The 25,858-nt window shown below is 33.2% G+C and carries 27 protein-coding genes and 2 tRNA genes; 16 read left to right on the top strand and 13 right to left on the bottom strand.

Translation table 11 applies throughout. The features are described 5' to 3' along the window. Window positions 1–11 precede the first annotated feature (11 nt). Both AC4FQ3_RS14665 and AC4FQ3_RS14660 read left to right on the top strand, forming a co-directional pair. Complete coding sequence (locus AC4FQ3_RS14665; protein ID WP_491182310.1) at window positions 12–1,352, top strand: O-antigen ligase family protein; 1,341 nt, start codon at window positions 12–14, stop codon at window positions 1,350–1,352. 71 nt (window positions 1,353–1,423) lie between these two features. Continuing rightward, window positions 1,424–2,818: an exopolysaccharide biosynthesis polyprenyl glycosylphosphotransferase gene (locus AC4FQ3_RS14660; RefSeq protein ID WP_073395989.1), complete on the top strand. Its 1,395-nt coding sequence runs from the start codon at window positions 1,424–1,426 to the stop codon at window positions 2,816–2,818. Here the strand turns inward: AC4FQ3_RS14660 and AC4FQ3_RS14655 are convergent, their stop codons facing one another. Together AC4FQ3_RS14655 and AC4FQ3_RS14650 are read right to left on the bottom strand one after the other, a co-directional pair. Then, window positions 2,819–3,955 carry a lipoprotein N-acyltransferase Lnb domain-containing protein gene (locus AC4FQ3_RS14655; RefSeq protein ID WP_491182309.1) on the bottom strand — a complete coding sequence of 379 codons (1,137 nt, stop codon included), beginning with the start codon at window positions 3,953–3,955 and terminating at the stop codon, window positions 2,819–2,821. It abuts the gene before it with no gap. Window positions 3,956–3,992: 37 nt separating this feature from the next. Beyond that, window positions 3,993–5,057: a putative type IX sorting system protein PorV2 gene (locus AC4FQ3_RS14650; RefSeq protein WP_491182308.1), complete on the bottom strand. Its 1,065-nt coding sequence runs from the start codon at window positions 5,055–5,057 to the stop codon at window positions 3,993–3,995. A gap of 257 nt (window positions 5,058–5,314) precedes the next feature. Here AC4FQ3_RS14650 and AC4FQ3_RS14645 point away from each other — a divergent pair, with 257 nt between their 5' ends. Together AC4FQ3_RS14645 and AC4FQ3_RS14640 are read left to right on the top strand one after the other, a co-directional pair. Next, window positions 5,315–6,025: a CDP-alcohol phosphatidyltransferase family protein gene (locus AC4FQ3_RS14645; RefSeq protein WP_491182307.1), complete on the top strand. Its 711-nt coding sequence runs from the start codon at window positions 5,315–5,317 to the stop codon at window positions 6,023–6,025. A gap of 9 nt (window positions 6,026–6,034) precedes the next feature. After that, complete coding sequence (locus tag AC4FQ3_RS14640; RefSeq protein ID WP_491182306.1) at window positions 6,035–6,892, top strand: glycoside hydrolase family 25 protein; 858 nt, start codon at window positions 6,035–6,037, stop codon at window positions 6,890–6,892. A gap of 30 nt (window positions 6,893–6,922) precedes the next feature. Here the strand turns inward: AC4FQ3_RS14640 and AC4FQ3_RS14635 are convergent, their stop codons facing one another. The 5 genes from AC4FQ3_RS14635 to AC4FQ3_RS14615 all read right to left on the bottom strand — a co-directional run bounded on the left by AC4FQ3_RS14635 (window position 6,923) and on the right by AC4FQ3_RS14615 (window position 10,288). Beyond that, the gene (locus AC4FQ3_RS14635; protein ID WP_491182305.1) at window positions 6,923–7,144 is read right to left on the bottom strand and encodes a DUF5808 domain-containing protein; all 222 of its coding nucleotides are present in this window, start codon (window positions 7,142–7,144) and stop codon (window positions 6,923–6,925) included. Between the two features lie 79 nt (window positions 7,145–7,223). Beyond that, window positions 7,224–7,964, bottom strand: coding sequence for an LPS export ABC transporter ATP-binding protein (gene lptB / locus AC4FQ3_RS14630; protein ID WP_029272155.1), 741 nt, complete (start codon window positions 7,962–7,964; stop codon window positions 7,224–7,226). Window positions 7,965–8,161: 197 nt separating this feature from the next. Further along, window positions 8,162–8,515 carry a carboxymuconolactone decarboxylase family protein gene (locus tag AC4FQ3_RS14625; protein WP_007803834.1) on the bottom strand — a complete coding sequence of 118 codons (354 nt, stop codon included), beginning with the start codon at window positions 8,513–8,515 and terminating at the stop codon, window positions 8,162–8,164. Further along, entirely contained in the window at window positions 8,508–9,323 is an 816-nt protein-coding gene (gene tatC / locus AC4FQ3_RS14620) for a twin-arginine translocase subunit TatC (protein WP_042565950.1), read from the bottom strand. The genes AC4FQ3_RS14625 and tatC overlap by 8 nt, the downstream gene beginning before the upstream one ends. Then, complete coding sequence (locus AC4FQ3_RS14615) at window positions 9,323–10,288, bottom strand: KpsF/GutQ family sugar-phosphate isomerase (RefSeq protein ID WP_302093490.1); 966 nt, start codon at window positions 10,286–10,288, stop codon at window positions 9,323–9,325. Before AC4FQ3_RS14615 ends, tatC begins: the two co-directional genes overlap by 1 nt. Before the next feature lie 87 nt (window positions 10,289–10,375). Here AC4FQ3_RS14615 and recQ point away from each other — a divergent pair, with 87 nt between their 5' ends. After that, complete coding sequence (gene recQ, locus AC4FQ3_RS14610) at window positions 10,376–12,571, top strand: DNA helicase RecQ (RefSeq protein WP_491182304.1); 2,196 nt, start codon at window positions 10,376–10,378, stop codon at window positions 12,569–12,571. Between the two features lie 138 nt (window positions 12,572–12,709). Here recQ and AC4FQ3_RS14605 read toward each other — a convergent pair whose 3' ends face one another. Further along, window positions 12,710–12,949, bottom strand: coding sequence for a hypothetical protein (locus AC4FQ3_RS14605; protein WP_042565953.1), 240 nt, complete (start codon window positions 12,947–12,949; stop codon window positions 12,710–12,712). Between the two features lie 252 nt (window positions 12,950–13,201). Here AC4FQ3_RS14605 and AC4FQ3_RS14600 point away from each other — a divergent pair, with 252 nt between their 5' ends. Then, window positions 13,202–14,761: an NAD(P)/FAD-dependent oxidoreductase gene (locus AC4FQ3_RS14600; RefSeq protein WP_491182303.1), complete on the top strand. Its 1,560-nt coding sequence runs from the start codon at window positions 13,202–13,204 to the stop codon at window positions 14,759–14,761. A gap of 9 nt (window positions 14,762–14,770) precedes the next feature. Then, the gene (locus AC4FQ3_RS14595) at window positions 14,771–15,862 is read left to right on the top strand and encodes a DUF6630 family protein (protein ID WP_491182302.1); all 1,092 of its coding nucleotides are present in this window, start codon (window positions 14,771–14,773) and stop codon (window positions 15,860–15,862) included. Between the two features lie 97 nt (window positions 15,863–15,959). Here AC4FQ3_RS14595 and AC4FQ3_RS14590 read toward each other — a convergent pair whose 3' ends face one another. Both AC4FQ3_RS14590 and AC4FQ3_RS14585 read right to left on the bottom strand, forming a co-directional pair. Further along, the gene (locus AC4FQ3_RS14590; RefSeq protein WP_491182301.1) at window positions 15,960–16,919 is read right to left on the bottom strand and encodes a quinone oxidoreductase family protein; all 960 of its coding nucleotides are present in this window, start codon (window positions 16,917–16,919) and stop codon (window positions 15,960–15,962) included. 229 nt (window positions 16,920–17,148) lie between these two features. After that, entirely contained in the window at window positions 17,149–18,555 is a 1,407-nt protein-coding gene (locus AC4FQ3_RS14585) for an aminopeptidase P N-terminal domain-containing protein (protein ID WP_491182300.1), read from the bottom strand. Window positions 18,556–18,817: 262 nt separating this feature from the next. On the opposite strand from AC4FQ3_RS14585, the gene AC4FQ3_RS14580 reads away from it, so the two are divergent. Then, window positions 18,818–19,252 carry an META domain-containing protein gene (locus tag AC4FQ3_RS14580; RefSeq protein WP_491182299.1) on the top strand — a complete coding sequence of 145 codons (435 nt, stop codon included), beginning with the start codon at window positions 18,818–18,820 and terminating at the stop codon, window positions 19,250–19,252. Window positions 19,253–19,313: 61 nt separating this feature from the next. Here AC4FQ3_RS14580 and msrA read toward each other — a convergent pair whose 3' ends face one another. Then, window positions 19,314–19,928: a peptide-methionine (S)-S-oxide reductase MsrA gene (msrA, locus tag AC4FQ3_RS14575; RefSeq protein WP_042565959.1), complete on the bottom strand. Its 615-nt coding sequence runs from the start codon at window positions 19,926–19,928 to the stop codon at window positions 19,314–19,316. An 8-nt stretch (window positions 19,929–19,936) separates the two neighbouring features. After that, complete coding sequence (gene msrB, locus AC4FQ3_RS14570; protein ID WP_318801031.1) at window positions 19,937–20,497, bottom strand: peptide-methionine (R)-S-oxide reductase MsrB; 561 nt, start codon at window positions 20,495–20,497, stop codon at window positions 19,937–19,939. A gap of 296 nt (window positions 20,498–20,793) precedes the next feature. Between msrB and idi the strand changes: the two genes are divergently transcribed. The 8 genes from idi to AC4FQ3_RS14530 all read left to right on the top strand — a co-directional run bounded on the left by idi (window position 20,794) and on the right by AC4FQ3_RS14530 (window position 24,347). Further along, window positions 20,794–21,321 carry an isopentenyl-diphosphate Delta-isomerase gene (gene idi, locus AC4FQ3_RS14565; RefSeq protein ID WP_073396032.1) on the top strand — a complete coding sequence of 176 codons (528 nt, stop codon included), beginning with the start codon at window positions 20,794–20,796 and terminating at the stop codon, window positions 21,319–21,321. Window positions 21,322–21,340: 19 nt separating this feature from the next. Further along, entirely contained in the window at window positions 21,341–21,751 is a 411-nt protein-coding gene (locus AC4FQ3_RS14560) for a 6-carboxytetrahydropterin synthase (RefSeq protein ID WP_491182298.1), read from the top strand. Between the two features lie 3 nt (window positions 21,752–21,754). Next, on the top strand, window positions 21,755–22,213 hold the full coding sequence (locus AC4FQ3_RS14555) for a peroxiredoxin (RefSeq protein ID WP_073396035.1): 459 nt from the start codon (window positions 21,755–21,757) through the stop codon (window positions 22,211–22,213). Between the two features lie 56 nt (window positions 22,214–22,269). Then, window positions 22,270–23,238 (top strand): type I phosphomannose isomerase catalytic subunit, encoded by a 969-nt coding sequence (locus tag AC4FQ3_RS14550; protein ID WP_491182297.1) that lies wholly within the window; start codon window positions 22,270–22,272, stop codon window positions 23,236–23,238. A gap of 57 nt (window positions 23,239–23,295) precedes the next feature. Beyond that, the gene (locus tag AC4FQ3_RS14545) at window positions 23,296–23,562 is read left to right on the top strand and encodes a hypothetical protein (RefSeq protein ID WP_026982865.1); all 267 of its coding nucleotides are present in this window, start codon (window positions 23,296–23,298) and stop codon (window positions 23,560–23,562) included. Window positions 23,563–23,640: 78 nt separating this feature from the next. After that, a tRNA-Thr gene (locus AC4FQ3_RS14540) sits at window positions 23,641–23,714 on the top strand. Between the two features lie 102 nt (window positions 23,715–23,816). Further along, window positions 23,817–23,890: transfer RNA gene (locus tag AC4FQ3_RS14535), tRNA-Thr, on the top strand. Between the two features lie 109 nt (window positions 23,891–23,999). Beyond that, entirely contained in the window at window positions 24,000–24,347 is a 348-nt protein-coding gene (locus AC4FQ3_RS14530) for a hypothetical protein (protein WP_124020476.1), read from the top strand. Window positions 24,348–24,378: 31 nt separating this feature from the next. On the opposite strand, the gene AC4FQ3_RS14525 is transcribed toward AC4FQ3_RS14530, so the two are convergent. After that, window positions 24,379–25,638: a hydroxymethylglutaryl-CoA reductase gene (locus AC4FQ3_RS14525; protein ID WP_491182296.1), complete on the bottom strand. Its 1,260-nt coding sequence runs from the start codon at window positions 25,636–25,638 to the stop codon at window positions 24,379–24,381. Window positions 25,639–25,858 lie beyond the last annotated feature (220 nt).

Below are 25,858 nucleotides of genomic sequence, written 5' to 3'. Positions count from 1 at the left end.
TTTAAAAATAGATGAAAAAAACCTCATTATCATATGGTTATATAATTTTGATCCATGCATTAATTGCTTTAGCAGTTTTTGTACTTCCTTTTTTGTCAAAAATTTATGCCATTGTAGTACCCGTAATTGGTTTTTTAATTGTTGTCAAAAAGCAGAATAAAAACAATGAAGTTCTTTTAGTAGCAGCCTATATGGTTGGAGTGGAGGTTTTTTTGCGAATGACAGGAGGAAATTTTAATAATGAATTTATTAAATTTAATATTATTGGTTTCATGCTTTTGGGAATGATTTATAGTAATTTTTCAACAAAGGCCTTTGTCTTTTGGTTTTTTTTAATACTCTTAATTCCAGGTATATTGATGGCAGTCGCAGTAGCTAATTTTAATACAGACATCAGAAAAGCATTGGTTTTTAATTTATCTGGCCCTGTTTGCTTAGCCATTTGTGCTGTTTATATGTTTAAACGAAATGTTTTGTTTTCAGATCTGCAAAATATAGTTATGGCAATGGGGTTTCCAATATTTACAACTGCAATTTACTTATTTCTATACAACCCAAGTGTGAAAGATGTAGTGACGGGAACACAATCTAATTTTGCAACTTCTGGGGGATTTGGTCCTAATCAGGTTTCTACAGTTTTGGGATTAGGAATATTTATCTTTTTTGCACAGCTGCTTTTATTTTCAAAATCAAAAAAACTAATGTTTTTAAATGGGGCTTTGTTACTGTTAATTAGCTTTAGAGCCATAGTTACTTTTTCGAGAGGTGGTGTAATTACTGCGGTTGTTATGATTATGTGTTTATTGTTCTTATTGTACTATTTTTCAAGTCCAAGAGGCAAAAGTAAATTTACAACAGTCTTCATCGTAACGATTTTAATGGGAATTGGACTCTGGACCTACAGTTATTTGCAAACTGGCGGGTTGATAGAGAAACGTTACGCAAATAAAGATGCCAAAGGACGAACCAAAAAAGATCGTCTTGGTGGAAGAGAAGAAATCATAGATACAGAATTGAAACTTTTTGTAGATAATCCTGTTCTTGGGGTAGGCGCAGGTATGGGAAAACAGGCGCGAGAGGAATCTTTTGGTATGGAAGCTGCCTCTCATAATGAAATTTCACGTATGTTAAGTGAGCATGGTTTATTTGGTGTTATGGGGCTTTTTATATTATTTGTTACACCATTTATTCTTTACTTCGATAACAAACAGCATTTATATTTTCTTTCCTTTTATGTTTTTTGGCTTCTTACTATAAACCACGCTGCCATGCGTACGGCAGCCCCAGCTTTCGTTTATGCTTTGACATTATTATCGGTCAAAGTGAAGATTCCTGAAAAACCTGAAAATTAGGTAGTTTATATTCTTTTTTTTATAATACATTTGTTCTACGTTTTAGCCCCAAACCAAAACCAAATAAACCAATGTTTACAAAAAATAAAATTCATTTCGAGATATCGGAAAGAAAAGTGTTGCTACATGCTTTCGATGCTTTTTTTGTCCTGTTTACGCTATATCTCTTAAATCTGCTTTTTGATTTTCAGTATTTCCAATTTTCAATTACAAATTATTACAGGGAGATTGTTCTAATATCCTATATATACATTTTCGGTTCCATTTTCGAGATGTATAACCTGCAGGTTGCAAGTAATCAGTTTCAAATTCTTAAAAGTACTGTTTTTACCGCAACAACTACTGTGTCAGTTTATCTGTTAACACCAGTTTTATCTCCGGAATTACCCAAAAGCAGAATTGCAATTGTAATATTTTATTTTGCTGTTTTGTTTGCCTTATTAGCATGGAGATACATATATGTTTTTTTTCTGGCTTCTCATCGTTTTGTTCAAAATGTAGTTTTGATATGTGATAAGAACCAGGTTGAAGAACTGGTTTTAGGACTCGAAAATGTTGATCCGCATTATAAAATAATTGGTTTTGTAAATTCAGATTCTGTTTGTGAAAAAGATTTAGATTTTCATTACGTAAAAGAAATTAAAAAGGAAAATCTGGAAGATTTTGTAATCAACCATAATGTTGCCGAGATTGTCATTGCTTCTCAAAAAACAGACGGAATTACAGCCGATTTATACCAGCAATTACTCCATTTGCTGCAATCAGGAAATATTATTCGGGAGTATACGCAAGTGTACGAAAGCAAAACACAGCGTATCCCGGTACAGTATATTGCCAGAGATTTTTACCGTTTTTTCCCTTTTAGCCGTAGCAATAATAATAAATTGTATCTGTTGCTGGCGCGAGTGCTTGAGTTCTTTTTCTCGTCTGTAGGTTTGTTGATATGCATGGTTTTGATACCCTTTATATCTTTTGCAAATCTTTTAGGAAACAAAGGAAAGTTATTTTACACACAAGAGAGAGTAGGTAAAAATGGTGATGTTTTTAAAATCTACAAATTTAGAACGATGGTCGAAAACTCTGAAGCAAACGGTGCCGTTTTTGCAACAGCTTCAGATAAACGTATTACACCATTTGGCAAGTTTATGCGTAAATCGAGAATTGACGAATTACCACAGTTTTTTAATGTTTTAAGAGGCGATATGGCAGTAATTGGGCCAAGACCCGAGCGCCCGTTTTTTGTTACTGAAATTGCACAGATAATGCCGTTTTACGAAACAAGACATGTCATAAAGCCAGGACTTACAGGCTGGGCACAGGTAAATTACTCTTATGGAGAATCGATAGAAGAGAGTTTGATAAAATTACAATATGATTTATACTATATCAAACACCGAAGTATATTTCTGGATTTAAGTATCACCTTCAAGACAATTACAACAATTGTTTTTTATCGCGGGCAATAATTAGATAATGATAGGAATACGTTTTTTGTTTCGTATTGCTACTCTTACCAAAACAAAACCACTTGTAATTATCATTGGTAAAACAATTATAAAATGAGCTTTATTGATCATAAAGATGCTGTAGATTACTAAGAAAATCAAATGTAAAACTGCAAATCGATATGTCCATTTTTTGTTTTTTGCAATGGAGAGAAAAATCAAAATAAGCAATAGCGGACTAAATAGAAGCACATTGTAGTTCATTGATAATTCCAGGTGGAAAGAATAGAAACCAACACAAACAAAAAAGATTCCGATTAAAGATAAAACTAAAAGATAAATTTTGTCTACAATTTTGTTGTGTGCTAAAACTATAAAAGCCAAAATGATGAGGTAAGAATAAATATTGTTCCACCATGAAGCCGGCGTTTCTTTTTCGAAAAAGAGAAGTGTTTTGCTTTTGGCAGCCAAAGGTTTATTTTGAAAACTTACTTTTTCTAAACTGTTCTTTAATTCAAATGGCAAAAATATTCTCGTCCCCAATTGGTCTACTTTTGTTCCGAAAATAATGCTTGTGCCTAATTTTTCGTAAAAATGACCATCAAAATAAGGGTATAAAATAGATCTGTAAGTAATGTCTGTGTCGCCTTTTTTCACAATTACATTTTCATTCAAAGTGTTATTGATAATATCAACAACCATCGAAGTACAATTTTTATCAATAAATTTATAGGTGTAATAGCGATCTTCAGAAAGTAAAGTGGCATTTAATTTATCAAAAAGCTTTTGTTTTAAATCCTGCGAAATAAGCAATTCCTGCTCAAAAACACTTCTTTTTTCAATATTATATTCCTCCATAAATTCAGAGAAAGAGTGTGTGATTACAAAGTATTGTAAATCTCCCTTGGTGAATTTTGCAACAAAATTTGGAGTTCTAAAATCAAAAGCACCATAATTATAAACAACATCAAGATTATTTGCCGGATCAGAAACCCTAATCGCCGTATGTCCGAAATAGGAATAGGTTTCATTTCCTAAACCACAAGTAAGAATGCTAATTTTTGCATCTTTTGATAGAGGAACACTTTGGCCAAAACCAATACTGAAACTTAGTAATACTAATAAATTAAAAAGTGTTTTAAAATTGACTTTTTTCATGATTAAAAATTTTAAGAAGTTTGATGGTTTTTAATTTTTATCTAAAGATACCTAAATCTACTTTCAAAGAAAAAATATTTGAATACAAAGCAGTACTTTGGTTTCCTAAATCAGTCAGGGCATAATCAACCTGAATGCCTTTGTATTTGAATCCCAAACCAATATTGGGCTGGAAATTTATTTTTTCAGTATTATCCAATTGTGTAACATTTTGGAAATTTCCCGCTCCGGCTCTTAAAAAAACAAGCTCAGTATATCCAAATTCAAAACCTACAGCCGGATCAATGCTTACTACTTTTGATGAGATAATATCGTTTGTTTGTTCAAAACGCATATTCAAATTTGTAGCAACCAAAAGACTGTAATCATTATGAAATTCTATCTTTTTTGAAACCCCTAATTGTGCTTTTGGTAAGGTAATTTCAGTGCTTTCAGGGAGTTCAGTATTTTGTCCCGGAATTGCATTCGCAATTTTTTCGTATTCTTCTTCATCAATATTCCAAACATTATAAGTCGTTGTAATATCACGAAGCATTAAACCAAATTTCCAATCGTTTTTTTCAAACTGCAAACCAAAATCAAAACCAAATCCCCATGAATTGGCAAATTTTCCAATAACACGTCGAATTATTTTTGCATTTACGCCATATTGAAAACCTTCAACGGGCAATTTTCTTGCGTATGAAAAAGTAAAACCATAATCAGCGGTTGAAAATAAGCTAATTCTGTTATAATCAATATTTCCCTGACTGTCGATCAATTCGGTTGTGTCCATAATATCATCAACACCAAAACGAATCATCGAAATTCCCCAGGCACTTCTCTCATCAATCGGGCTTGCATATCCTATATAATCATATTGTGCAATATTAGCAAAGTAATTGGCGTGCATTAATGAAATCTGATGATCTTCAAGATGTGTCAAACCTGCTGGATTCCAATAAACTGAATTTACGTCTTCTGTAGAAGCAACTACAGCGCTCGACATTCCTAATGCAGCGGCGTCAACACCAATATTCATAAACTCATTCGAATATTTTCGAACAGTTTGTGCATATTGTGTAAAACTCCAAAATAATAAAAGCCCAAAAAGTTTCTTCAACGGATTTTTTTTAGCAAACCGAAGTCTGTTTTAATTTTCATCAAAAATATAATATTTTACTCATCTAATTTCTTCCTTTTCATAAATATTGCAAAAGAGAAATTTTGAAATAAAAAACTCTTGGAAATTAATTTAAATGAAATTGCAATCAAGTAAATTGTTCGTTTTAATTTAATTTAAATTTTTTTACACTAATGATGTAAATTTTGTCACATATTATGCGAAATTTGCGCTAACCATAATCAAATTTATAAAACATGAATATCAAAAAACACATTCCAAACCTAATTACATTAATTAACCTGTTTTGTGGTTGTATCGCAGTTGTTTTCATTTCAGAAGCCAATTACGAAATGGCTTTTTACATGGTTTGTCTGGGAATCTTTTTTGATTTTTTTGATGGTTTTTTTGCCAGATTATTTAAAGTTTCAAGTCCGCTTGGATTACAGTTAGATTCTTTGGCAGATATGGTAACCAGCGGAGTTGCTCCGGGTTATGTAATGTACACTTTGTTTACAAACAGCGCACATGAATTAGGAACAAATCCTGCAATTCCTTTTTTAGGATTTATTGTAACATTGGGATCTTGTTATCGATTGGCAAATTTCAATATAGATACCCGTCAAACCGATTCGTTTATTGGTTTACCAACTCCTGCAAATGCACTTTTTGTTTTAAGCCTGCCTTTGGTTTTAAAATTCTCAGATTCATTGCTGATGCTGGAGATTTTAACGAACCAATGGGTTTTGTTGGTAATTACTTTATGCAGTGCTTATATTTTAAATGCAGAAATCCCGTTGTTTGCATTAAAAGTTAAAAAGTTCAATCTGAAAGATAATGCACTTCAAATAGTATTTTTATTAGTTTCTTTGGTTTTGGTAGTATTACTTCAATATATCGCGATTCCGTTAATCATCATTTTTTATGTGCTGTTATCGGTAGTGAATAATATGTTTTTGAAAAAGTAGTTTATTCGAATGGCAAGAAAAACCACTACACGAAGAAATTCTTATTCTAAAGCAAAACCTAAAAAATCTGTTTTTGGCAGCGCCATTAGCTTTATTTTTTATTCTTGCTTAGTGCTGATTTTTTTAGGTACGATTTATCATTATCGTGCAGGATTAGCTTTTTACCTTGGATTTAAATCAGGGAAAGTTTTAGAAGAAGATGAGGTAGATAAACACCTTTCTGATGTTAGAAATATTCAGGTTTTAGAAAATCACAAAGGAAAAGTGATTGGTATTGACGTATCTGAATTTCAGGGAAAAGTGGATTGGGAAGAAGTTGAAATTTTAGAAGAAAAATATCCCGTAAGTTTTGTTTTTATTCGTGCAACTGCAGGAAACGACAAGGTAGACAGGCAATTTATTCAAAATTGGGATGGAGCCAAAGAAAATAAGATCATGCGTGGTGCTTATCACTATTATCGTCCGAATGAAAATTCTATAGAACAAGCAAACCTTTTTATTAAAACGGTAAAATTGCAAAAAGGTGATTTGCCTCCCGTTTTAGATATCGAAAAACTACCAAAAAATCAATCTTTGGATAGTTTGAAAAAAGGCTTAAAACGCTGGCTGACTAAAGTAGAAGCACATTATCAGGTTCGTCCCATAATCTATACAGGCGAACGCTATTACAGCGATTTTTTAAAAGAAGAGTTCGGTGAATATTTATTTTGGATAGCAAACTATAATTTCTACAGAGAAAAAATTGAAGACGACTGGCTTTTTTGGCAATTTACAGAGAAAGCATCTTTGCCCGGAATAAACCATCGCGTTGATGTAAATATCTACAATGGTGATTTAGAACAATTGCAGTTTATAACAGTTGAGTAGGTTTTCAGTCTCAGTTTTCAGTTTTAACTCTTATTTTGATAAAAGGGCAATCGGAATTAAAGACAATACAGCTATTAAAATTAAAACAGAATAAGGATTAGCAAAATTTACAGTGTACCCCATCCATTGAATTCTTTTTGGAGGAAGTAATCGTTTATCCTTCGGATTATAATAAAAGCATCCCAAATACCAATTATTTGGGTCTTTGTGCCAATTGTCGTAGTCTTCCTGAGTTGGTTCTTCTGATTTCATGTAGAATTAATATAAGATGTAAAAGAAAATGGTAAAAAGTCTTAAAATTTAACTTTTTACCATTCACATATAACTTTTATTAAAATTCAAGTTTCTTTTTACGAAGTTCGAAGTTTTGTCCAAGATAAACACGGCGAACCATTTCATCTTCAACCAGTTCTTCCGGAACTCCGGCTTTCAAAATTCCACCTTCAAACATTAAGTATGTTTTATCGGTAATGGCTAAAGTTTCCTGAACGTTGTGATCGGTAATTAAAATTCCGATATTTTTATTTTTCAACTGAGCTACAATTCTCTGAATATCTTCAACCGCAACAGGGTCAACTCCGGCGAAAGGTTCATCCAATAAAATAAATTTTGGATCTGTTGCCAGTGCACGGGCAATTTCTGTACGACGACGTTCTCCCCCCGAAAGTAAATCACCTCGGTTGGTGCGAATATGTTCTAAGCTGAATTCTTCAATCAAGCTTTCCATTTTGGCAATTTGTTCTTCTTTAGAAAGTTTAGTCAATTGCAAAACACTCAGAATGTTATCTTCAATACTTAGTTTTCTAAAAACAGAAGCTTCCTGTGCCAGATAACCAATTCCTTGTTGTGCACGTTTGTACATCGGATAATCAGTAATATTCAAATCATCAAGGTAAATGTTTCCTTGATTTGGTTTTACCAATCCCACAATCATATAAAAAGAAGTTGTTTTTCCGGCACCATTCGGGCCCAAAAGCCCAACGATTTCTCCCTGATTTACTTCAACAGAAATTCCTTTTACAACACTGCGCCCTTTATAGGTTTTGATTAAATTATCGGCTCTTAGCTTCATTATTTTAATTAGATAATTAGATAATTTGAAAATGAGATAATTGAAAAACTAACTCACATTCAATTTTAAAATTGATTAGAAGAAACAAATTAAAAGTAAAATAATCAATCAGATAAATGAATTAACAAAATATTGCGCTTTCACAATCAGATAATTACAATTTGAGCAATTATCTAATTATCTAATTGACCCATTTTCTAATTTGCGGCTTCTTCTTCCAAAGCTTCCCAAAATTCGTAAGCTCTTCTTAAATGTGGAATTACAATTGTTCCTCCAACCAAAGTTGCGATTCCCATAGCTTCCATCATTTCTTCTTTCGTAACGCCTTCTTTATGGCTTGTTTCTAAGTGATATTTTACACAATCATCACAACGTAAAACAGCCGAAGCAACCAACCCTAAAAGCTCTTTTGTTTTTACATCAAGAGCGCCTGGTGCGTATGCGTTAGTGTCAAGGTTAAATATTCGCTTTACAATTTTGTTATTGTCAGCTAGTAATTTTTCGTTCATTTTAGAACGATAGTCGTTAAATTCTTGTATGATATCAGACATTTTCTTTTAATTTATTTTTATAAACAACTCTTGAAATCAGGATACTCACTTCGTAAATAATCAACATTGGAATTGCTACAATAGTTTGACTTACAACATCGGGAGGTGTTACGATTGCCGCAATAATTAAAATAAGTATTACTGCATATTTCCAATATTTTCTTAAAAAAACAGGAGTTACAAGTCCCAATTTAGTTAGGAAATAAATGATAATAGGCAATTCAAAAAACAATCCGCTGGCAAGAATACTTGTTTTTACCATTCCCATGTAAGATTCAAGGGTAAATTGATTTTTTACAACATCACTAATGGAAAAAGTAGCAACGAAATTTACCGACATCGGAATTACGATATAATACCCGAACAATACTCCTAAGAAAAAAAGTAATGAAGAAGTGAAAATAAATACTTTAGCATTTTTTCTTTCTTTCTCATAAAGTGCAGGGCTAATAAATTTCCAAAGTTCCCATAGGATATAAGGAAAACTCAAGATGAAACCTGCCAAAAGACACATCCATACAAAAATGTTTACCTGGCCTTCCATTTCCGTATTTTGAATAATGAAATTTAGCTCGGTAATACAAATGCTATCAGCAAAACCTAATTGATGAGATAGATCACAAAACCAGACGTAAGTAAAAAAGGTGGGTCTGATTGGACCTAAAATAATTTGGTCAAACAAATAATCACTTATAAAATAAGTAACAAATGCCATAATACATATTGCAATTGTACTTCTTACTAATAACCATCTTAGTTCTTCAAGATGGTCTAAAAATGACATCTCGCCAAGGTTCTTTTTTGCCATTATACGATTCCTTCTTTTAAAATGTCATGTAAATGTAGTACTCCTTTGTACTCACCATTATCTGCAACAATTAGCTGCGTTATCGAAAAATCTTCCAAAATATTTAAGGCGTCAACAGCCATAGTTTCAGATGATACTAATTTAGGGTTTTTTGACATAATATCCTTTGCAGTTAAGTCAGCTATAGTATCTACGTCATTTAGCATTCTTCGGATGTCTCCGTCAGTGATAATTCCAATTATTTTATTGTCTTCGATTACTGCTGTAACACCTAATCTTTTTTCAGAGATCTCAAAAATAACTTTTTTAACTGAGGTATCTGGCGTAACCATTGGTTTTAACGAGTGTTCGATCATATCTTTTACGCGAAGCAGTAATTTTTTTCCTAAAGCTCCGCCCGGATGATAAACGGCAAAATCTTCAGGTTTAAAATCACGCATTTCCATTAAACAAACTGCAAGAGCATCGCCCATAACAAGTTGTGCGGTTGTGCTGTTTGTTGGTGCCAGGTTTATCGGGCACGCTTCCATGTCTACTGTTGTGTTTAAAACATAATCAGAACCTTTGGCCAATGCTGAAGTTATATTTCCTGTAATAGCAATTAAGATATTCCCAAAACGTTTCAATAACGGAACCAAAACTTTTATTTCAGGGCTGTTTCCGCTTTTTGAAATGCAAATAATAATGTCTTCTTTCTGAATCATACCCAAATCGCCATGAATGGCTTCTGAAGCATGAAGGAACATAGAAGGTGTTCCGGTTGAGTTAAAAGTAGCAACCATTTTTTGTGCGATAATTGCGCTTTTTCCGATACCAGTAACGATCAATCTGCCTTTGGTTTCGTAAATGCGTTGGGTTGCTTCGAAGAAATTTTCGTCAAGAAAATCAATTAGCTTTGTAATTGCTTCACTTTCAGAGAGTATTGTTTTTTTGGCGATTGCCAATATATTTTCTTTTGTGATCAAAACAGAATATTTAAAATTTGTATGTATAAAAGAAAGTTGTATCTTTATGTGTTGCAAATTTATACAAAATATCCATTAATATAAAGAATGAATTCAAACGAAATTGAAATACACAAGGAATTAAAGAAGTATTTCGGCTTTAGCCAATTTAAAGGCTTGCAGGAGCAAGTCATTACGAGTATCTTAGGTAAAAAGAATACTTTTGTAATTATGCCAACTGGCGGTGGAAAGTCTCTTTGTTATCAATTACCCGCTTTAATTCAGGACGGAACAGCTATTGTTGTTTCTCCTTTAATTGCTTTGATGAAAAATCAGGTTGATGCCATTCGAAGCCTTTCTTCAGAAAACGGAATAGCGCATGTTTTAAATTCCTCTCTTACCAAAACAGAAATTGCACAAGTTAAAAAAGATATTACATCTGGTTTGACAAAGCTTTTATATGTCGCGCCCGAATCTTTAACAAAAGAAGAATATGTGGCTTTTTTACAAAGCGTGCCTATTTCATTTGTTGCTATTGATGAAGCGCATTGTATTTCAGAATGGGGTCATGATTTTAGGCCGGAGTACAGAAACCTGAAAAACATTATTAAACAATTGGGACAGGTTCCTATTATAGGACTTACCGCAACTGCAACCCCAAAAGTTCAGGAAGATATTCTTAAAAACCTGGATATGTCTGATGCAAGTACTTTTAAAGCATCATTTAACAGACCAAATTTATACTACGAAGTTCGTACAAAAACTAAAAATATAGAATCGGATATTATTCGATTTATCAAACAACACAAAGGAAAATCAGGAATTATATATTGTCTTAGCCGTAAAAAGGTAGAGTCAATTGCCGAAGTTTTACAAGTTAACGGAATTAGTGCCGTACCTTATCATGCAGGTTTAGATGCCAAAACCCGAGCCAAACATCAGGATATGTTTTTGATGGAAGATGTAGATGTTGTAGTGGCAACAATCGCTTTCGGAATGGGAATTGATAAACCAGACGTTCGTTTTGTAATTCATCATGATATTCCAAAATCACTCGAAAGTTATTATCAGGAAACCGGTCGTGCCGGTCGTGATGGAGGAGAAGGACATTGTTTGGCTTATTACTCTTATAAGGATGTAGAAAAGCTGGAGAAATTTATGTCAGGAAAGCCGGTTGCAGAACAGGAAATTGGATTTGCTCTCTTGCAGGAAGTTGTGGCTTACGCCGAAACCTCAATGTCACGCCGAAAATTCTTATTGCATTATTTTGGTGAAGAATTTGACAGCGAAACAGGCGAAGGTGCAGACATGGATGACAATGTTCGTAATCCGAAAAATAAAATCGAAGCTAAAGAACAGGTTGTTAAATTGCTGGAAATTGTTCGCGATACGAAACACATTTACAAATCAAAAGAAATCGTCTTTACTTTAATAGGTCGTATAAATGCCGTAATTAAAGCACATAAAACAGATACACAGCCGTTTTTTGGTTCAGGTTCAGATCATGACGAAAAATACTGGATGGCTTTGCTAAGACAAGTTTTAGTTACCGGTTATTTATCAAAAGATATTGAAACGTACGGAATCATAAAAATTACTCTGGAAGGATTAGATTATATTAAAAATCCGGTTTCATTCATGATGTCTGAAGATCACGAATATAACGAATCTGAAGATGAAGCAATCGTAACAGCATCAAAATCATCCGGTACTGCAGATGAAGTCTTAATGGGAATGTTGCGTGAATTGCGCAAAAAGGTTGCTAAAAAATTAGGAGTTCCTCCGTTTGTCGTTTTTCAGGATCCTTCTCTTGAAGACATGGCTTTAAAATACCCAATTAGTTTAACAGAATTGTACAACATTCATGGTGTTGGTGAAGGAAAAGCCAAAAAATATGGTGGCGATTTCGTAACGCTTATTAATCGTTATGTTGAGGATAATGACATCATTCGTCCAGACGATTTAGTGGTAAAATCTACCGGAGTAAATTCTGCCAATAAATTATATATTATTCAAAACATTGACAGGAAATTATCTTTGAATGATATTGCTTCTGCCAAAGGACTTACGATGGATGCTTTGATTAAAGAGATGGAGCAGATCGTTTATGCCGGTACTAAATTAAATATTAAATATTGGGTTGACGATTTACTTGATGACGATCAGCAGGAAGAAATTCACGATTATTTCATGGAATCAGAATCAGATAAAATAGAAGACGCTCTTAAGGAATTCGATGGCGATTATGATATTGATGAATTACGTTTGATGCGTATTAAGTTTATTAGCGAGGTTGCGAATTAAAAAATAAATTCCAATTTTTTAAAACCCAAATTCCAAAACAAAAACAAATACTAAAATATAAATTCCAAATTCCAATTTCTAGCGATAGTTTGGAATTTGGAATTTTTTTATTGGAATTTACTTCAGGTTTATTGTAATTTATCCTTCAAAGACTTCCCCACGATGCGGTTTCAAAGCATCTCGTACCTGAATCATATTTTCATCGGTGACAACCATAAAAGCAATTGCCTGCATGTCGTTTATGATTTTAAACCCCGTAATATTCAACGGAAGTTTTTCTATAGCGATATATTCTTTCAAATGAATTTCGTGATGTTCGGCTGTTTTTGCCGAAGCAGGACCACGAAAATCCCAAATTAGTTTTATTTTTCTAGACATTTTTTTTAAAGGTGCAAAGGTTCAGAGTTGCAAAGGTACAAAGGTTACTTTGAAATTTTACTCTGAAGTTATTCTATTGTCAGTTCGAGCGGAGTCGAGAACCGCATTTGTATTTCGACATAGGTTTATCCTGAGCAAAACGAATGTAATGATGTCATATATAAGATTTGCAATTGATGTAATCTCATTTCAAAATGTTATTTTTGCATGTTCTTTTCATAAATAGAAAAGCTAATTGATAAATAATATACAATGCCAAAAGAACTTCTATTACAAGTTTCTCCCGATATTGCAGCAAACGAATCGCTGCTGAAAGACTATTTGTCTAAACAAATAAAAGTTTCTCCACAGGAAATTCAGCATATTACCATTTTAAAACGTTCAATTGATGCGCGCCAAAAAGCAATAAAAATCAATTTGAAAGTTACTATATATTTAAAAGGCGAACCTTTTCAGGAAACCAAAATTGAGCTACCTATATATAATGACGTTTCATCGGCGCAGGAAGTGATTGTTGTTGGTGCTGGTCCAGCCGGACTTTTTGCAGCTTTGCAATTGATAGAATTAGGCTTAAAGCCAATTGTAATCGAACGCGGAAAAGATGTTCGCGGACGCCGTCGTGACTTAAAAGCAATCAACGTAGATCATTTGGTAAACGAAGATTCGAATTACTGTTTTGGTGAAGGAGGAGCAGGAACCTATTCTGACGGAAAATTATATACGCGTTCTAAAAAACGTGGCGATGTTACCAGAATTTTAGAGCTTTTAGTAGCTTTTGGAGCTTCTGAAGATATTTTGGTAGAAGCCCATCCGCACATCGGAACAAATAAATTGCCAAAAATCATTGAAGACATTCGAAACAAGATAATCGAATTTGGTGGTCAGGTTTTGTTTGATACCAGAGTAACTGATATTTTAGTAAAAAATAATGAAGTTGAAGGAATCGTAACTCAAAATGGAGATACCATTCTTGCTAGTAAATTGATATTAGCAACAGGGCATTCGGCGCGTGATATTTTTGAATTATTAGATAAAAAGAAAATATTCATCGAGGCAAAACCTTTTGCATTAGGAGTTCGTGCAGAACATTCACAGGAATTAATCGACAGTATTCAATACAGCTGTGATTATCGTGGTGAACATTTGCCACCAGCACCATATTCGATTGTAAAACAAGTTAACGGCCGCGGAATGTATTCTTTCTGTATGTGTCCTGGTGGTGTAATAGCACCTTGTGCTACAAGTCCGGGTGAAGTAGTTACAAACGGCTGGTCGCCCTCAAAAAGAGATCAGGCAACTGCAAATTCAGGAATTGTAATTGAATTAAAATTGGAAGATTTTAAACCTTTTGCAAAATTTGGTGCTTTGGCCGGAATGGAATTTCAAAAAAGTATAGAGCAAAAAGCGTGGCATTTGGCTGGAGAAACTCAAAAAGTTCCGGCACAGCGAATGATCGATTTTACACAAAATAAAGTTTCAGCAGATATTCCAAAAACATCTTATGTTCCCGGAACAACTTCGGTTGAAATGGGACAGGTTTTTCCCGGTTTTTTATCGCAGATTTTGCGCGAAGGTTTTAAGGAATTTGGAAAATCAATGCGAGGTTATTTAACTAACGAAGCTATTTTGCATGCTCCGGAGAGCAGAACTTCATCACCGGTTAGAATCCCAAGAGATCCTTTGACATATGAACATTTACAAATAAAAGGTTTGTATCCGTGTGGAGAAGGTGCAGGTTATGCCGGCGGAATTATATCTGCTGCTATCGATGGCGAAAAATGCGCTTTAATGATTGCTGAAACACTAAAATAATATAAGCCTATGAAAGATTTCTTTTCTAATTTGTTTGGTAGAAACAATGACCCAAAATCAATTGTTTCTTTTGATGTTATGGATGCGCTATACTCGCATTTATACTATGTCGAAAGTCAATTTGAGTTTGAAATGAAAAATGTACACAACGCAGTTTCTGTCAATTTGTTTACTTTTCCAACCTCCTTTGATGGTTATGAAGAAACTCAAAAAGAACTTGAAAAAAATGGGTTTAAAAACTTGTATGAAGTTTTAAATGAGCTTTACAAAAAAATAAATATCGATCCAATTACCCCGGATAAGATTGAGCAGGAATTAGAATTTGATTATTTGCATATTCAGTTTTATACCAAACCACCGGAGCGTATCAAAAAAGAAATGAAATATATTTTTCATAATTTTTACATCTTTTTTTGCTGTACAAATAGTTTGGAAACTAATGATTTCAGGATTATGTACAAGTTTGGTCATTTTTTTGATTATATAAAAGGGATTCTGGAAGCTGAATTTATTGATATAAATACACCTAAAAACGACATTCAAGAAATAGGTTTTAATGAGTTTAAGACAATTTTACAGGGAATTTGCCAATATGTAAATATTGAAATTCCGGAAGGTGTAGAACTTCCTTCTCAAGAAAATTTATTAGTTGATGAAGAGGTTACGGCAGAAACTTTTGAAGAATTTATTAATCTTGTTTCAAGAGGAAATGCAGAAGATAAACTGGTTAAAAAACAATCGAAAAAGCTTTTAAAGAATTTTAAAAAAGGACCGGATAATTATCACGAATCGATTGAAGCACACTGGGGGCTTTTTGATAGTGTGGATTGCTGGAACAGCGATTGGAAATTTGATCCGGAAGATGCTGAGCATTTCATTTCAGAAATGATTGGGCAGGATCTTAATTTTGCCTATCCGGAAGAAACCTATAGTCATAATTTGTTTCCTTATATTCAATCAGCATTAGAGAAATTAGATTTGGAACTAATGACTTACGATACACATGGAGATAATTATTTGTTTTTTGTGGCAAATAAAAGTGATGTAGGTAGGATTTTAGCCTTGTCTCAGTTGACAAAAATTGAGGTTAATCAGTTGTAGAATAAGGCTTAAAAAAAAAATAATCGCCACAAATTCACGAATTATTTCAAAACTAATTCGTGAATTTGTGGCGAAAAACTTTATATGAACCTTTGATTTACGGAATCAAAATTATTTTCCCTGTACTTTTTCTGCTTTCAAGATAGTCATGCGCCAATTTTCCTTCGGATAATTTGAAAGACGTTGGTGTTGAAAGTGTTATTTTTCCTTCTATAATCCATTGAAATAATTGATTGGCTCTTTTGATTCTTTCTTCTTTCGAATTTAAATAACTCCATAAATCACCTCCGGTCAAAGTTTTAGAACCATCCATTAACATTCTCGGATCTACAGGTGCTGGATCGCCACCCGCCATTCCAAAGAAAACAACTTGTCCGCATTCTTTTGTGACCTCAAAACTATCCATTAATGTGCTTCCGATACTATCGTAAACGACATCAACGCCATTTGGGATTATTTTTAAAACATCTGATTTCCAATCATTATTATATAGGAAAACATGATCTGCGCCTTGTTCAAAAGCAACCTTTGCTTTGTCTGAAGATGAGGTTAAACCAATAACATTGGCGCCTAACAATTTGCTTATTTGAGTTAAAATCTGACCAACTCCACCCGCAACGGCGTGAATTAAAATCGTTTCGCCTTTTGCTGTTTTATGACTGTCGGTTGCTAAATAATGTGCTGTCAAACCTTGTAGTAAAATAGAAGCTGCAGTTTCAAACGAAATGGCTTCAGGCAACGGCAAAACATGATTGGTATTTACGGCAACCAATTCTGCATTTGCAAACGGAACATCGGCGAAAGCCACACGATCTCCCACTTTATATTCTGGATGATTGTTTGTGTCAACGACAATTCCGGCGCCTTCGTAACCGGCAATAAAAGGTGGATTTCCTTTTAAGTGATAATTTCCTTTTCGTCTGTAAACATCGGCAAAATTTAATCCGATGGCTTTCATTTCGACTAAAATTTCATCGCTTTTTAATTCCGGGCCTGGAATTTCTATATATTCTAAAACATCTGAATCTCCGAAAGTAGAGAAGGTAAGTGCTTTCATTTTTTATATTTTTAGAAATACAAAGTACGTGAAAATTCAGGTTAAGTTTTTAAAGCTTGTCTTTAAAGTAAACAAAAAAACCTCGGTTCAGATGAAACGAGGTTTTGGTTTTTTAAGCCACAGATTAAAAGATTAAAATGATTTTAAATCTGGAGTAGTTCGCCACGAATTTTACGAATTTTCACGAATTAATTAGTGTAGATTCGTGAAATTCGTGGCAAAAAATCAATTATATTTTAGGAAATTTCATTTCGTTGAAAGTACTTTTTTGAGCTGCCAATTTTTCGATATCATCCCATTTTCTTGGAGATTCAGCTGATAGATTTTCGTATGAATTTTTTTTGATGAGAATATCATCTTCGATACGGACACCAATATTCCACCATTTTTTATCGCATTTACTGTTTGCCGGAATATAAATTCCAGGTTCAACAGTAAGAATCATGTTTTCTTTTAAGCTGCCCATATAATTTCCTTTGTCGTGAACATCTAAACCAAGAAAATGCGAACAGCCATGCGGATAATAAATTTTTACATCTGCAGGATCAGTAATGATTCCCAGTTTAATTAATCCGGCAGCAATAACTTCTTTCGATTTTTTATTTAAATCCTGAATTGGTGTTCCTTCTTTGCAGATTTTAAAAACCTCTTCCTGCGCGTCGTATACCAATTGATAAATGGCTTTTTGCTCTTCGGTAAATTTTCCGTTTGCCGGAATTGTTCTTGTAACGTCGGCAGAATAACCGTGATACTCAGAACCAACATCCATCAACAACAATTGATTGTCGATTTTTGTGGCATTATTTTCTCCGTAATGTAAAATACATCCGTTTGCTCCGGCGCCTATAATTGGCGGATAACCTTCGCCTTCAGCACCATAGTGTTTGTGAATGTATGCATGAATTCCGTCAGCTTCGTTTTCGCTCATATTGGGACCAACAGCTTTCATAACTTCGTTGTGGGCAACGCAGGAAAGTTTTACGGTTTTACGCATTAAAACCATTTCTTCCGGCGTTTTAATTTCTCTAAGCGAGTTTGTAATTGTTCTGAAAAGTTCTAATGAAGCTTCGCTTTCAGTAGTAATTCCTGCTTTAGTTTTAAAAGTATCAAGCAAACCAAAAAGATCAAAGCCACTTTTGTCTTTTCCAAGATCTGTTGGTATTTTGTCATAGATAATTTTATCAAACTTTTTAAAATCAATAGCGAAATCCTTAAAATCCTTGCCGTTGTAAGCTGTTGAAAAACCTAATTTAGATTTTGCTCCATCGGTTCCTAAACGTCTTCCTGTCCACATTTCGCGATTGGCATTTTTTTCTCTCACAAAAAGAACTTCGTTATATTTTTCGCCACTTCCCTGATTTTCTTTAAAAAGCAATAAAACACCATCTGGTTCCTTATAACCTGTTAAATAAAACAAATCAGGATTTTGATGATAATTATAATTTACGTCTTTTGAAAAAACTCTTTCAGGATATGAAAAAATAACCGCTACAGAATTTGCAGGCATTAAAGCTCTAAAAGCCTCTCTTCTGCCTTTATGAAATTCTTTGGAAAGATAATCGGTTGGTAAATTTTTCTGAGATTGTACTTGATTGATTGTAATAAAGAAGGCAAAAAGTAAGAGCAGTCGCTTCATTTTTTTGATTTTTTGATGATGAATTTGTTTTTTATGTGATGCAAATTACAAAAAAAATACAATTGAGTAATGGAATTTAAATCTTGTATTATTATTGTTTTTAAGAAAAATATGTAACTTAGAGATGAAAATATGTCAACTTAATGGTTAAAGTTTTTCTATTTAAAACTTAAAAACGGGCATGAATATTGAGAAAGGAATGTTAGGGGCTAATTTTAATCTTCAAAAAAAACAAAATATTTAATTCAAAAAAAAACAAATTATGAAAAAATATACCATTGCAATCGTTTCGGTTTTAACCTTATTACTTGCTTCATGTATGGCATCAAAAGAAAACAAAAGCGCTGCGAGTATTTATGATACAACTTGGGAATTAGAATATATTTCAGGACCAAGAATTGCTTTTGAAGGATTGTATCCGAATAAAAAACCACAAATTACTTTTGATCAGAAAGAAAAAAATGTTTTTGGGAATAATGGATGTAATGGCTACAGTGCGCCATTTACTTTAAATGGAAATTCTCTGACTTTTGGAGAGCCGGGACCAACTACAATGATGTTTTGTGATGGTGGAGGAGAAGCGCAATTTTTGCAGCAGATGAAAAAAATCACAAGTTATTCTATTGACAAAGACGGAAAACTAAATTTAATTCAAGGTGATGTGCCGATGATGAGATTTAAAAAAGCAGCGAAATAATTTAAATTCAAAAATTGACTAAAAAAAATAGCGAAATGATTTAATTCATTTCGCTATTTTTTTATGCTTTACTCTTTTTTAATTTGTCTTTAAAGACTTTTTCGAATTTTTCTATTTTCGGCTGAATCACCATTTTGCAATACGGCTGATTTTTATTGTTTGCATAATAATTTTGATGATAATCTTCGGCTTTATAAAACTTGGTAAAAGGTTCTACTTTGGTAACAATTGGGCTATCGTAAACTTTTGCTTTATTTAGCTCTGCGATAATACTTTGAGCGGCTTTTTTTTGTTCTTCGTTTTTATAAAAAATCACAGAACGATATTGTGTTCCAACATCGGCTCCTTGTCTGTTTAAAGTCGTAGGATCGTGAACGGTAAAGAAAACCTTGAAAATTTCGTTGAGGTCTGTTACACTTTTGTCATACGTAATTTGTACTACTTCGGCGTGACCGGTTGTTCCTGTGCAAACTTCTTCATAAGTTGGGTTAGCTACTTTTCCTCCAGAAAATCCCGAAACTACAGATTTTACCCCGTTTAAATTTTCATAAACGGCTTCTACACACCAATAACATCCACCGCCAACGGTGATGGTTTCAAGATTCGAAGCTTTTTTTGTTTGTGCAAATCCGCTAAGGGATAATGCAAAAAGGCAAATTAAAATTGTATTTTTCATTTTAAGAATTATTTATTTTGAGAATCAGGAATAAAATCAAGAGCGATTGAGTTCATGCAATAACGTTTTCCGGTTGGTGCAGGGCCATCATCAAATAAATGACCTAAATGTCCTCCGCAACGTCCGCAAAGCGCTTCGATTCTTTCCATTCCAAGTGAATTATCATTTTTATAAACGACACTTTTTTTGTTGTCCTGTTCAAAAAAGCTCGGCCATCCGCAGCTGCTTGAAAATTTGGCTCCCGATCTAAAAAGCAGGTTTCCGCATGAAGCGCAGTAATAAGTTCCTTTTTCATCGGTATTCCAATATTTTCCTGTAAAAGGTCTTTCTGTATCTGCTTGGCGCATAACGGCATAAACATCTTCCGGAAGTACTTTTTTCCATTCGGCATCACTTACGTTTAGTTTTGTGGTATCTGTATTTGAATAATAAGGATTTCCGGGTTTATCGATTTTATTTTCCATAACAACAGTTTTTGTATTTTGTTTTTTTGATGATTGCCCGCATGCCTGAAAAATAAATAGCGGAAGCAAAAAGCAAAGACTGAAAAATTGAGTTCTTGTTTTCATGTTTTATGAGGCTTTTTAATTGTAAATCAAAGATACGACGAGAGTTGGCTTCGAAATGTCGGCTAATTTACAATTGAGTTTTTTTTAAGTATGTTTTAACTTTTTTTTATTTACGTAAAAGCAATCGGTTTAGTTTTTTAGACTTATTTTTAAGGTGTTTTAAAATTAAAATAGATTTATAAAGTTTTGAATATGAAATGCTTGTGAAGAATGGCAGCTCGTTAAACTTTTCACAATCTTTTTTAGGATTTTCAAGCCATTTCTTTTTTCGTATTTTTGTTTGTACAAAACTACATATGATAGAAGAAAACGTAATATTAGTCAATCAAAACGATGAACAAATTGGCTTAATGCCAAAATTAGAAGCGCATGAAAAAGCACTTTTACACCGTGCATTTTCGGTTTTTATTTTAAATAGTAAAAATGAAATCATGTTGCAGCAGCGTGCGCATCAAAAATATCATTCTCCTTTACTCTGGACGAATACATGTTGCAGTCATCAACGTGAAGGCGAAACAAATATAGAAGCCGGAAGCAGAAGATTGTTTGAGGAAATGGGTTTTAAAGCAGAGTTGAAAGAACTTTTTCATTTTATTTATAAAGCACCTTTTGATAATGGTTTGACTGAACACGAACTCGATCATGTTATGATAGGCTATTATAATGACAATCCTGCCATCAATTTAGAGGAAGTCGAAGATTGGAAATGGATGAAAATTGAAGATATTAAAGCAGATATTGAACAAAAGCCTGAAATTTATACTGTATGGTTTAAAATAATTTTTGATGAATTTTATCATTATTTAGAAGACCATAAAATTTAATTATACCAACCAAACCTAAATGAGAGTAACCATATCAAGAAAAGCACATTTTAATGCTGCACATCGATTGCACAGAAAAGATTGGACATTTGAAAAAAACAATGCTGTTTTTGGAAAATGCAATAACGCCAATTTTCATGGTCATAATTATGGTTTAACAGTAAGTGTTACAGGAAAAATTGACCCCGAAACTGGTTTTGTTTTAGATGTGAAAGTATTAGCGGATATTATACTGGAAGAGGTAGAAATTCCGTTTGATCACAAGAACCTGAATCTGGATGTTCCGGAATTTCAGGATTTGAATCCAACAGCAGAAAATATAGCGGTTGTGATATGGAATAAAATTAGAAAAAGAATTCAGCCTGATTTTGACTTAGAAATCGTTTTGAATGAAACGGACCGCAATTTTGTAACTTATAAAGGAGAATAATAAATGTCATTAAAAATAGGAGATATAGTTCCGAATTTTACTGCAAAAGATAGTCATGGTGAACTTTTTGAAAGCCGAAATGTTTTAGGAAGAAAGCCACTTGTGATTTATTTTTACCCAAAAGATAATACGCCGGGTTGTACTACTGAGGCTTGCAGCTTTAGAGATCAATACGAAGATTTTAAAGATTTAGGTGCCGAAGTAATCGGGATAAGCAGTGATAGTGTAAAATCACATCACAAATTTGCCAAAAAACATGAATTGCCATTCATTTTGTTGTCTGATCAGGATAAAAGATTAAGACAGCTTTTTGGAGTAAAGAATAATTTATTTGGTTTGTTGCCGGGAAGAGTTACTTATATTATTGACAGAAATGGGGTTGTAATTTATATTTTTGATAATATGAATGCAGCAAAACACATTCCGAAAGCATTAGAGACCATTAAAGAATTAGTATCATAAAATACAATTAGAACACAACAATAATTAATTAAAATATTTGCCAAAAAAGAAAACTTATGGAACCAAAAATGTACCCTTTACAATTTGAACCAATTTTAAAAGAAAGAATCTGGGGAGGAGAAAAACTAAAAACTATTCTTAACAAACCAATTACTTCTAAAATAACTGGCGAAAGCTGGGAATTATCAACTGTAGAAGGAGACGTGAGTGTTGTGGCGAATGGTGAATTAAAAGGGAAATCGTTAATGGAACTTATTGACGAATCACCAAATGAAATTCTGGGAACAGAAGTTTATAAACGTTTTGGAAAACAATTTCCGTTGCTTTTTAAATATTTAGACGCAAGAGAAGATCTTTCGATACAAGTTCATCCAAACGATAAATTAGCAAAAGAGCGTCATAATTCTTTTGGTAAAACCGAAATGTGGTATGTAACGCAAGCTGATGCCGATGCAAGAATTATTGTTGGTTTTAAAGAAAATTCCAGTAAAGAGGAATATTTAAAACACTTAAATGATAAAACGTTAGTTTCTATTTTAGATACTGTAAAAGCAAAGCCGGGAGATGTTTTCTTTTTAGAAACAGGAACCGTTCACGCGATTGGTGCAGGTTTGGTTGTAGCCGAAATTCAGCAAACATCTGATATTACGTATCGTTTGTATGATTTTGATCGTAAAGATGCGCAGGGAAACACGAGAGAACTTCACGTAGATTTAGCACTTGATGCTATTAATTATAATAAAGTAGATACACAGAAGAAATACGAGACAAAAACAAATACATCAAATGTTGTAGTTGATTGTCCTTATTTCACCACCAATTTTCTTCCTTTAGAAAATAAATTGGAAGTTTCTAAATCAGGAGCAACTTTTACTGTTTATATGTGTATTGAAGGAAGTTTTGAAATTGAATACAATGGTTTTAAACAATCTTATATAAAAGGAGATACTATTTTGGTTCCGGCTGAGATTAATGCATTTATTTTGAATGGAAATGCTTCAATTTTAGAAATTTACATTTCATAGCACGTAATAAAAAGATTATATGTACTTTTGCAGTCGCAAATTAAAATAAAAATAAAAATGGCAAACGTTAAGAATTTAAAGAAAGACATCAATTTCGTATTAGGAGATATTATTGAGGCAATTTACTTATTTGAAATGTCTACAACAGGAAATCCTACTCCGGAAACGAATGCTTTGATCGACCAGGCTATAGCTGCTTTTGATACTTTGATCACAAAAGTGAATGCAAAGAACGTTGAGAACAAAAAAGCACACTTCAAACAAATAAATGTTGAATTGGAAGAAACTGCTAATCAATTGATTGCTAAAATCAACGAATTGTAAGCAAAAAAAAGTATAAAAAGTTTGATTTTTTATTTGGAAAAACGAAAAACAGGCTTATCTTTGCACCCGTAATGAGTCGCCAGCGTAGCTCAGTTGGCTAGAGCAGCTGATTTGTAATCAGCAGGTCGTGGGTTCGAGTCCCTCCGCCGGCTCAACAAAACCATCACTTTTAGTGGTGGTTTTTTCTTTAAAATACTTGTAAATTTATTTTGGAAATATAAAAAACCATTTTATCTTTGCACCCGTAATGAGTCGCCAGCGTAGCTCAGTTGGCTAGAGCAGCTGATTTGTAATCAGCAGGTCGTGGGTTCGAGTCCCTCCGCCGGCTCAACATAAAACCATCACTGAAAAGTGATGGTTTTTTTGTTTAAATACTACAAGGGATTTTTATTTTTTACAATTCTAGATAATTTTTATTTGAAATAAAATTCTTACATTTGTATTTTTATGCAGATATACAAATGGGGAATGTTTCGGTTTTTGAGAAAAGTGAATTTAAGATTGATAACTCTGTCAATGAATATGTAAAAGTATTGCCTAAAAAGCGTAATATTCTTGCTATTGTTGGTTTTACAGGTTTCGGAATAATGATTTTTACTGCACTTATTTTAATGTTGCAAGGACCTTTAATAGAAACCCTGACATCATCTACAGAAATTGTTGCACTACCCGGGCTGGTAAACTATTTTGCACTTGTGTTTGCTGCTTTTTGGTTTGTTTGTTTAATTGTGCTGCTTTTATATTTGTATTGCAAGCTTGTGATAAAAGTTGTAAAAGGATTTTAAGGTAGTTTGTTACTTAAATCTACACCTGTTTCTATCTTCCAAGTGTTTGATGCGCAGATGTAAAATGCCCCGATGACATTGCTGATAAAATTGAAATTTCACCTGCCAAGCATACAGCAACTGCTATTTCGGCAAGTTTCCCGCTTTTTCCGGGACCATAGCAATCCATTAATTCAAGACATTCTTTTTGTGTCGGAAACGAAGTTCCACCGCCAACAGTACCTACAATTATGTTAGACATGGTAATTGAACAGTACAAATCGTTATTTTCATCGATTTCCATTCTTGTAATTGCAGTAGCAGCCTCGCCGGTACAGGCAACATCTTGTCCGCATGCTATAAATAAAGCAGCAAGTGCATTAGCAGTCTGTGTTGCAATACCACTTGCGCCAACTTTTAAACACCCAGATGAGCTTATTTTCCATTGTTGGCATAATAGTTCTGCAGTTGTCTTAAGTACCGATTCAATGACATCTCTTTTTAATGTGATTTCGGCAGTGACTTTTTTTCCTCGAACTTTTGTGGTTAATGGAGTTACTTTTTTATCTCCTGATGTATTTCCTTCAATGGTCCAATAAACAGGTTCAATTGGGCAATTACTTAGAATATACTTGCAAATTTTATTTGTACAAATAGTAACCATATTTTGACCTGATGCATCTCCCGAAGTATATTCAAATTTGAGAATTAAAATATTTCCTTCTATACTTATCCCCAAATCGTTAAGGACCGCATAATTACTGGTTTCGCGGGTTAAAATACAGAATATCTCTTTGTTTTCTAATACCCAGGCAACAAATTTTGCCAGATCAATTAAATTTTTAAATTTGAATGTTGGTGTTCTTTGTACGCCTTCTTGTAATGTAATTGCGGTAATTGTTCCAGATTCTCTGCAAGCTTTTGAACCTCTGTTATAGGATGCAATTAAAGCTCCTTCGGTGGTGGCAAGAGGAACATAAAACGGGCCTTGAGCAGAACTTCCATTTATTAATAATGGACCAATAATTCCTGTAGGAATCTGACTCATCCCGATATAATTCTCAATATTGCCTTTTAAGCTTTGATTATCGTTGAATTTTTTTTCTCCAGATAAATAATCAACATTTGATTTTAAGTGCTGTCGAATAAAATTTAAACGTAATTCCTGTCCGTTTTTTGAGTACGGATCCTGTATAGGAACTTTTTCTAATTCTAAATTAGATTGTGGATGATAGGATTCTAGTTTTTCAATAGCTAATGAATTAATAAAATCATATTTTCCATAACTGATAATACTAAGTGGATTCTTCATAATTTATTGTTTTATGAAGCTAAGTTACTACAAAATAAAAATAAAATAATTATTGATTTTTACTTTTTAACATATAATTATTTAATTATCAGGTATTTATGATTTTTATATTAAAATATTAAAAAAAGGCAATAAAAAAATCCTGTTCTATTAATAAGAACAGGATGAAAAGGTATAAATAAAACAGCTGTTTTTTAGTTAAATTACTGATTTTTAACGT

It is taken from the genome of Flavobacterium sp. AK-345, assembly GCF_058310175.1.
This window is presented reverse-complemented; position numbering and strand designations above follow the sequence as displayed.

What these genes read in the sequence shown, in the direction of transcription:
- AC4FQ3_RS14645 (WP_491182307.1), top strand. Translation starts at nt 5,315, where the DNA reads ATGAATATCAAAAAACACATTCCAAACCTAATTACATTAATTAACCTG.
- recQ (WP_491182304.1), top strand. Translation starts at nt 10,376, where the DNA reads ATGAATTCAAACGAAATTGAAATACACAAGGAATTAAAGAAGTATTTC.
- AC4FQ3_RS14640 (WP_491182306.1), top strand. Translation starts at nt 6,035, where the DNA reads ATGGCAAGAAAAACCACTACACGAAGAAATTCTTATTCTAAAGCAAAA.
- tatC (WP_042565950.1), bottom strand. Translation starts at nt 9,323, where the DNA reads ATGGCAAAAAAGAACCTTGGCGAGATGTCATTTTTAGACCATCTTGAA.
- AC4FQ3_RS14580 (WP_491182299.1), top strand. Translation starts at nt 18,818, where the DNA reads ATGAAAAAATATACCATTGCAATCGTTTCGGTTTTAACCTTATTACTT.
- AC4FQ3_RS14525 (WP_491182296.1), bottom strand. Translation starts at nt 25,638, where the DNA reads ATGAAGAATCCACTTAGTATTATCAGTTATGGAAAATATGATTTTATT.
- AC4FQ3_RS14635 (WP_491182305.1), bottom strand. Translation starts at nt 7,144, where the DNA reads ATGAAATCAGAAGAACCAACTCAGGAAGACTACGACAATTGGCACAAA.
- AC4FQ3_RS14665 (WP_491182310.1), top strand. Translation starts at nt 12, where the DNA reads ATGAAAAAAACCTCATTATCATATGGTTATATAATTTTGATCCATGCA.
- AC4FQ3_RS14590 (WP_491182301.1), bottom strand. Translation starts at nt 16,919, where the DNA reads ATGAAAGCACTTACCTTCTCTACTTTCGGAGATTCAGATGTTTTAGAA.
- AC4FQ3_RS14555 (WP_073396035.1), top strand. Translation starts at nt 21,755, where the DNA reads ATGTCATTAAAAATAGGAGATATAGTTCCGAATTTTACTGCAAAAGAT.
- AC4FQ3_RS14560 (WP_491182298.1), top strand. Translation starts at nt 21,341, where the DNA reads ATGAGAGTAACCATATCAAGAAAAGCACATTTTAATGCTGCACATCGA.
- idi (WP_073396032.1), top strand. Translation starts at nt 20,794, where the DNA reads ATGATAGAAGAAAACGTAATATTAGTCAATCAAAACGATGAACAAATT.
- AC4FQ3_RS14655 (WP_491182309.1), bottom strand. Translation starts at nt 3,955, where the DNA reads ATGAAAAAAGTCAATTTTAAAACACTTTTTAATTTATTAGTATTACTA.
- AC4FQ3_RS14660 (WP_073395989.1), top strand. Translation starts at nt 1,424, where the DNA reads ATGTTTACAAAAAATAAAATTCATTTCGAGATATCGGAAAGAAAAGTG.
- AC4FQ3_RS14600 (WP_491182303.1), top strand. Translation starts at nt 13,202, where the DNA reads ATGCCAAAAGAACTTCTATTACAAGTTTCTCCCGATATTGCAGCAAAC.
- msrB (WP_318801031.1), bottom strand. Translation starts at nt 20,497, where the DNA reads ATGAAAACAAGAACTCAATTTTTCAGTCTTTGCTTTTTGCTTCCGCTA.
- AC4FQ3_RS14585 (WP_491182300.1), bottom strand. Translation starts at nt 18,555, where the DNA reads ATGAAGCGACTGCTCTTACTTTTTGCCTTCTTTATTACAATCAATCAA.
- AC4FQ3_RS14550 (WP_491182297.1), top strand. Translation starts at nt 22,270, where the DNA reads ATGGAACCAAAAATGTACCCTTTACAATTTGAACCAATTTTAAAAGAA.
- msrA (WP_042565959.1), bottom strand. Translation starts at nt 19,928, where the DNA reads ATGAAAAATACAATTTTAATTTGCCTTTTTGCATTATCCCTTAGCGGA.
- AC4FQ3_RS14625 (WP_007803834.1), bottom strand. Translation starts at nt 8,515, where the DNA reads ATGTCTGATATCATACAAGAATTTAACGACTATCGTTCTAAAATGAAC.
- AC4FQ3_RS14595 (WP_491182302.1), top strand. Translation starts at nt 14,771, where the DNA reads ATGAAAGATTTCTTTTCTAATTTGTTTGGTAGAAACAATGACCCAAAA.
- AC4FQ3_RS14605 (WP_042565953.1), bottom strand. Translation starts at nt 12,949, where the DNA reads ATGTCTAGAAAAATAAAACTAATTTGGGATTTTCGTGGTCCTGCTTCG.
- lptB (WP_029272155.1), bottom strand. Translation starts at nt 7,964, where the DNA reads ATGAAGCTAAGAGCCGATAATTTAATCAAAACCTATAAAGGGCGCAGT.
- AC4FQ3_RS14545 (WP_026982865.1), top strand. Translation starts at nt 23,296, where the DNA reads ATGGCAAACGTTAAGAATTTAAAGAAAGACATCAATTTCGTATTAGGA.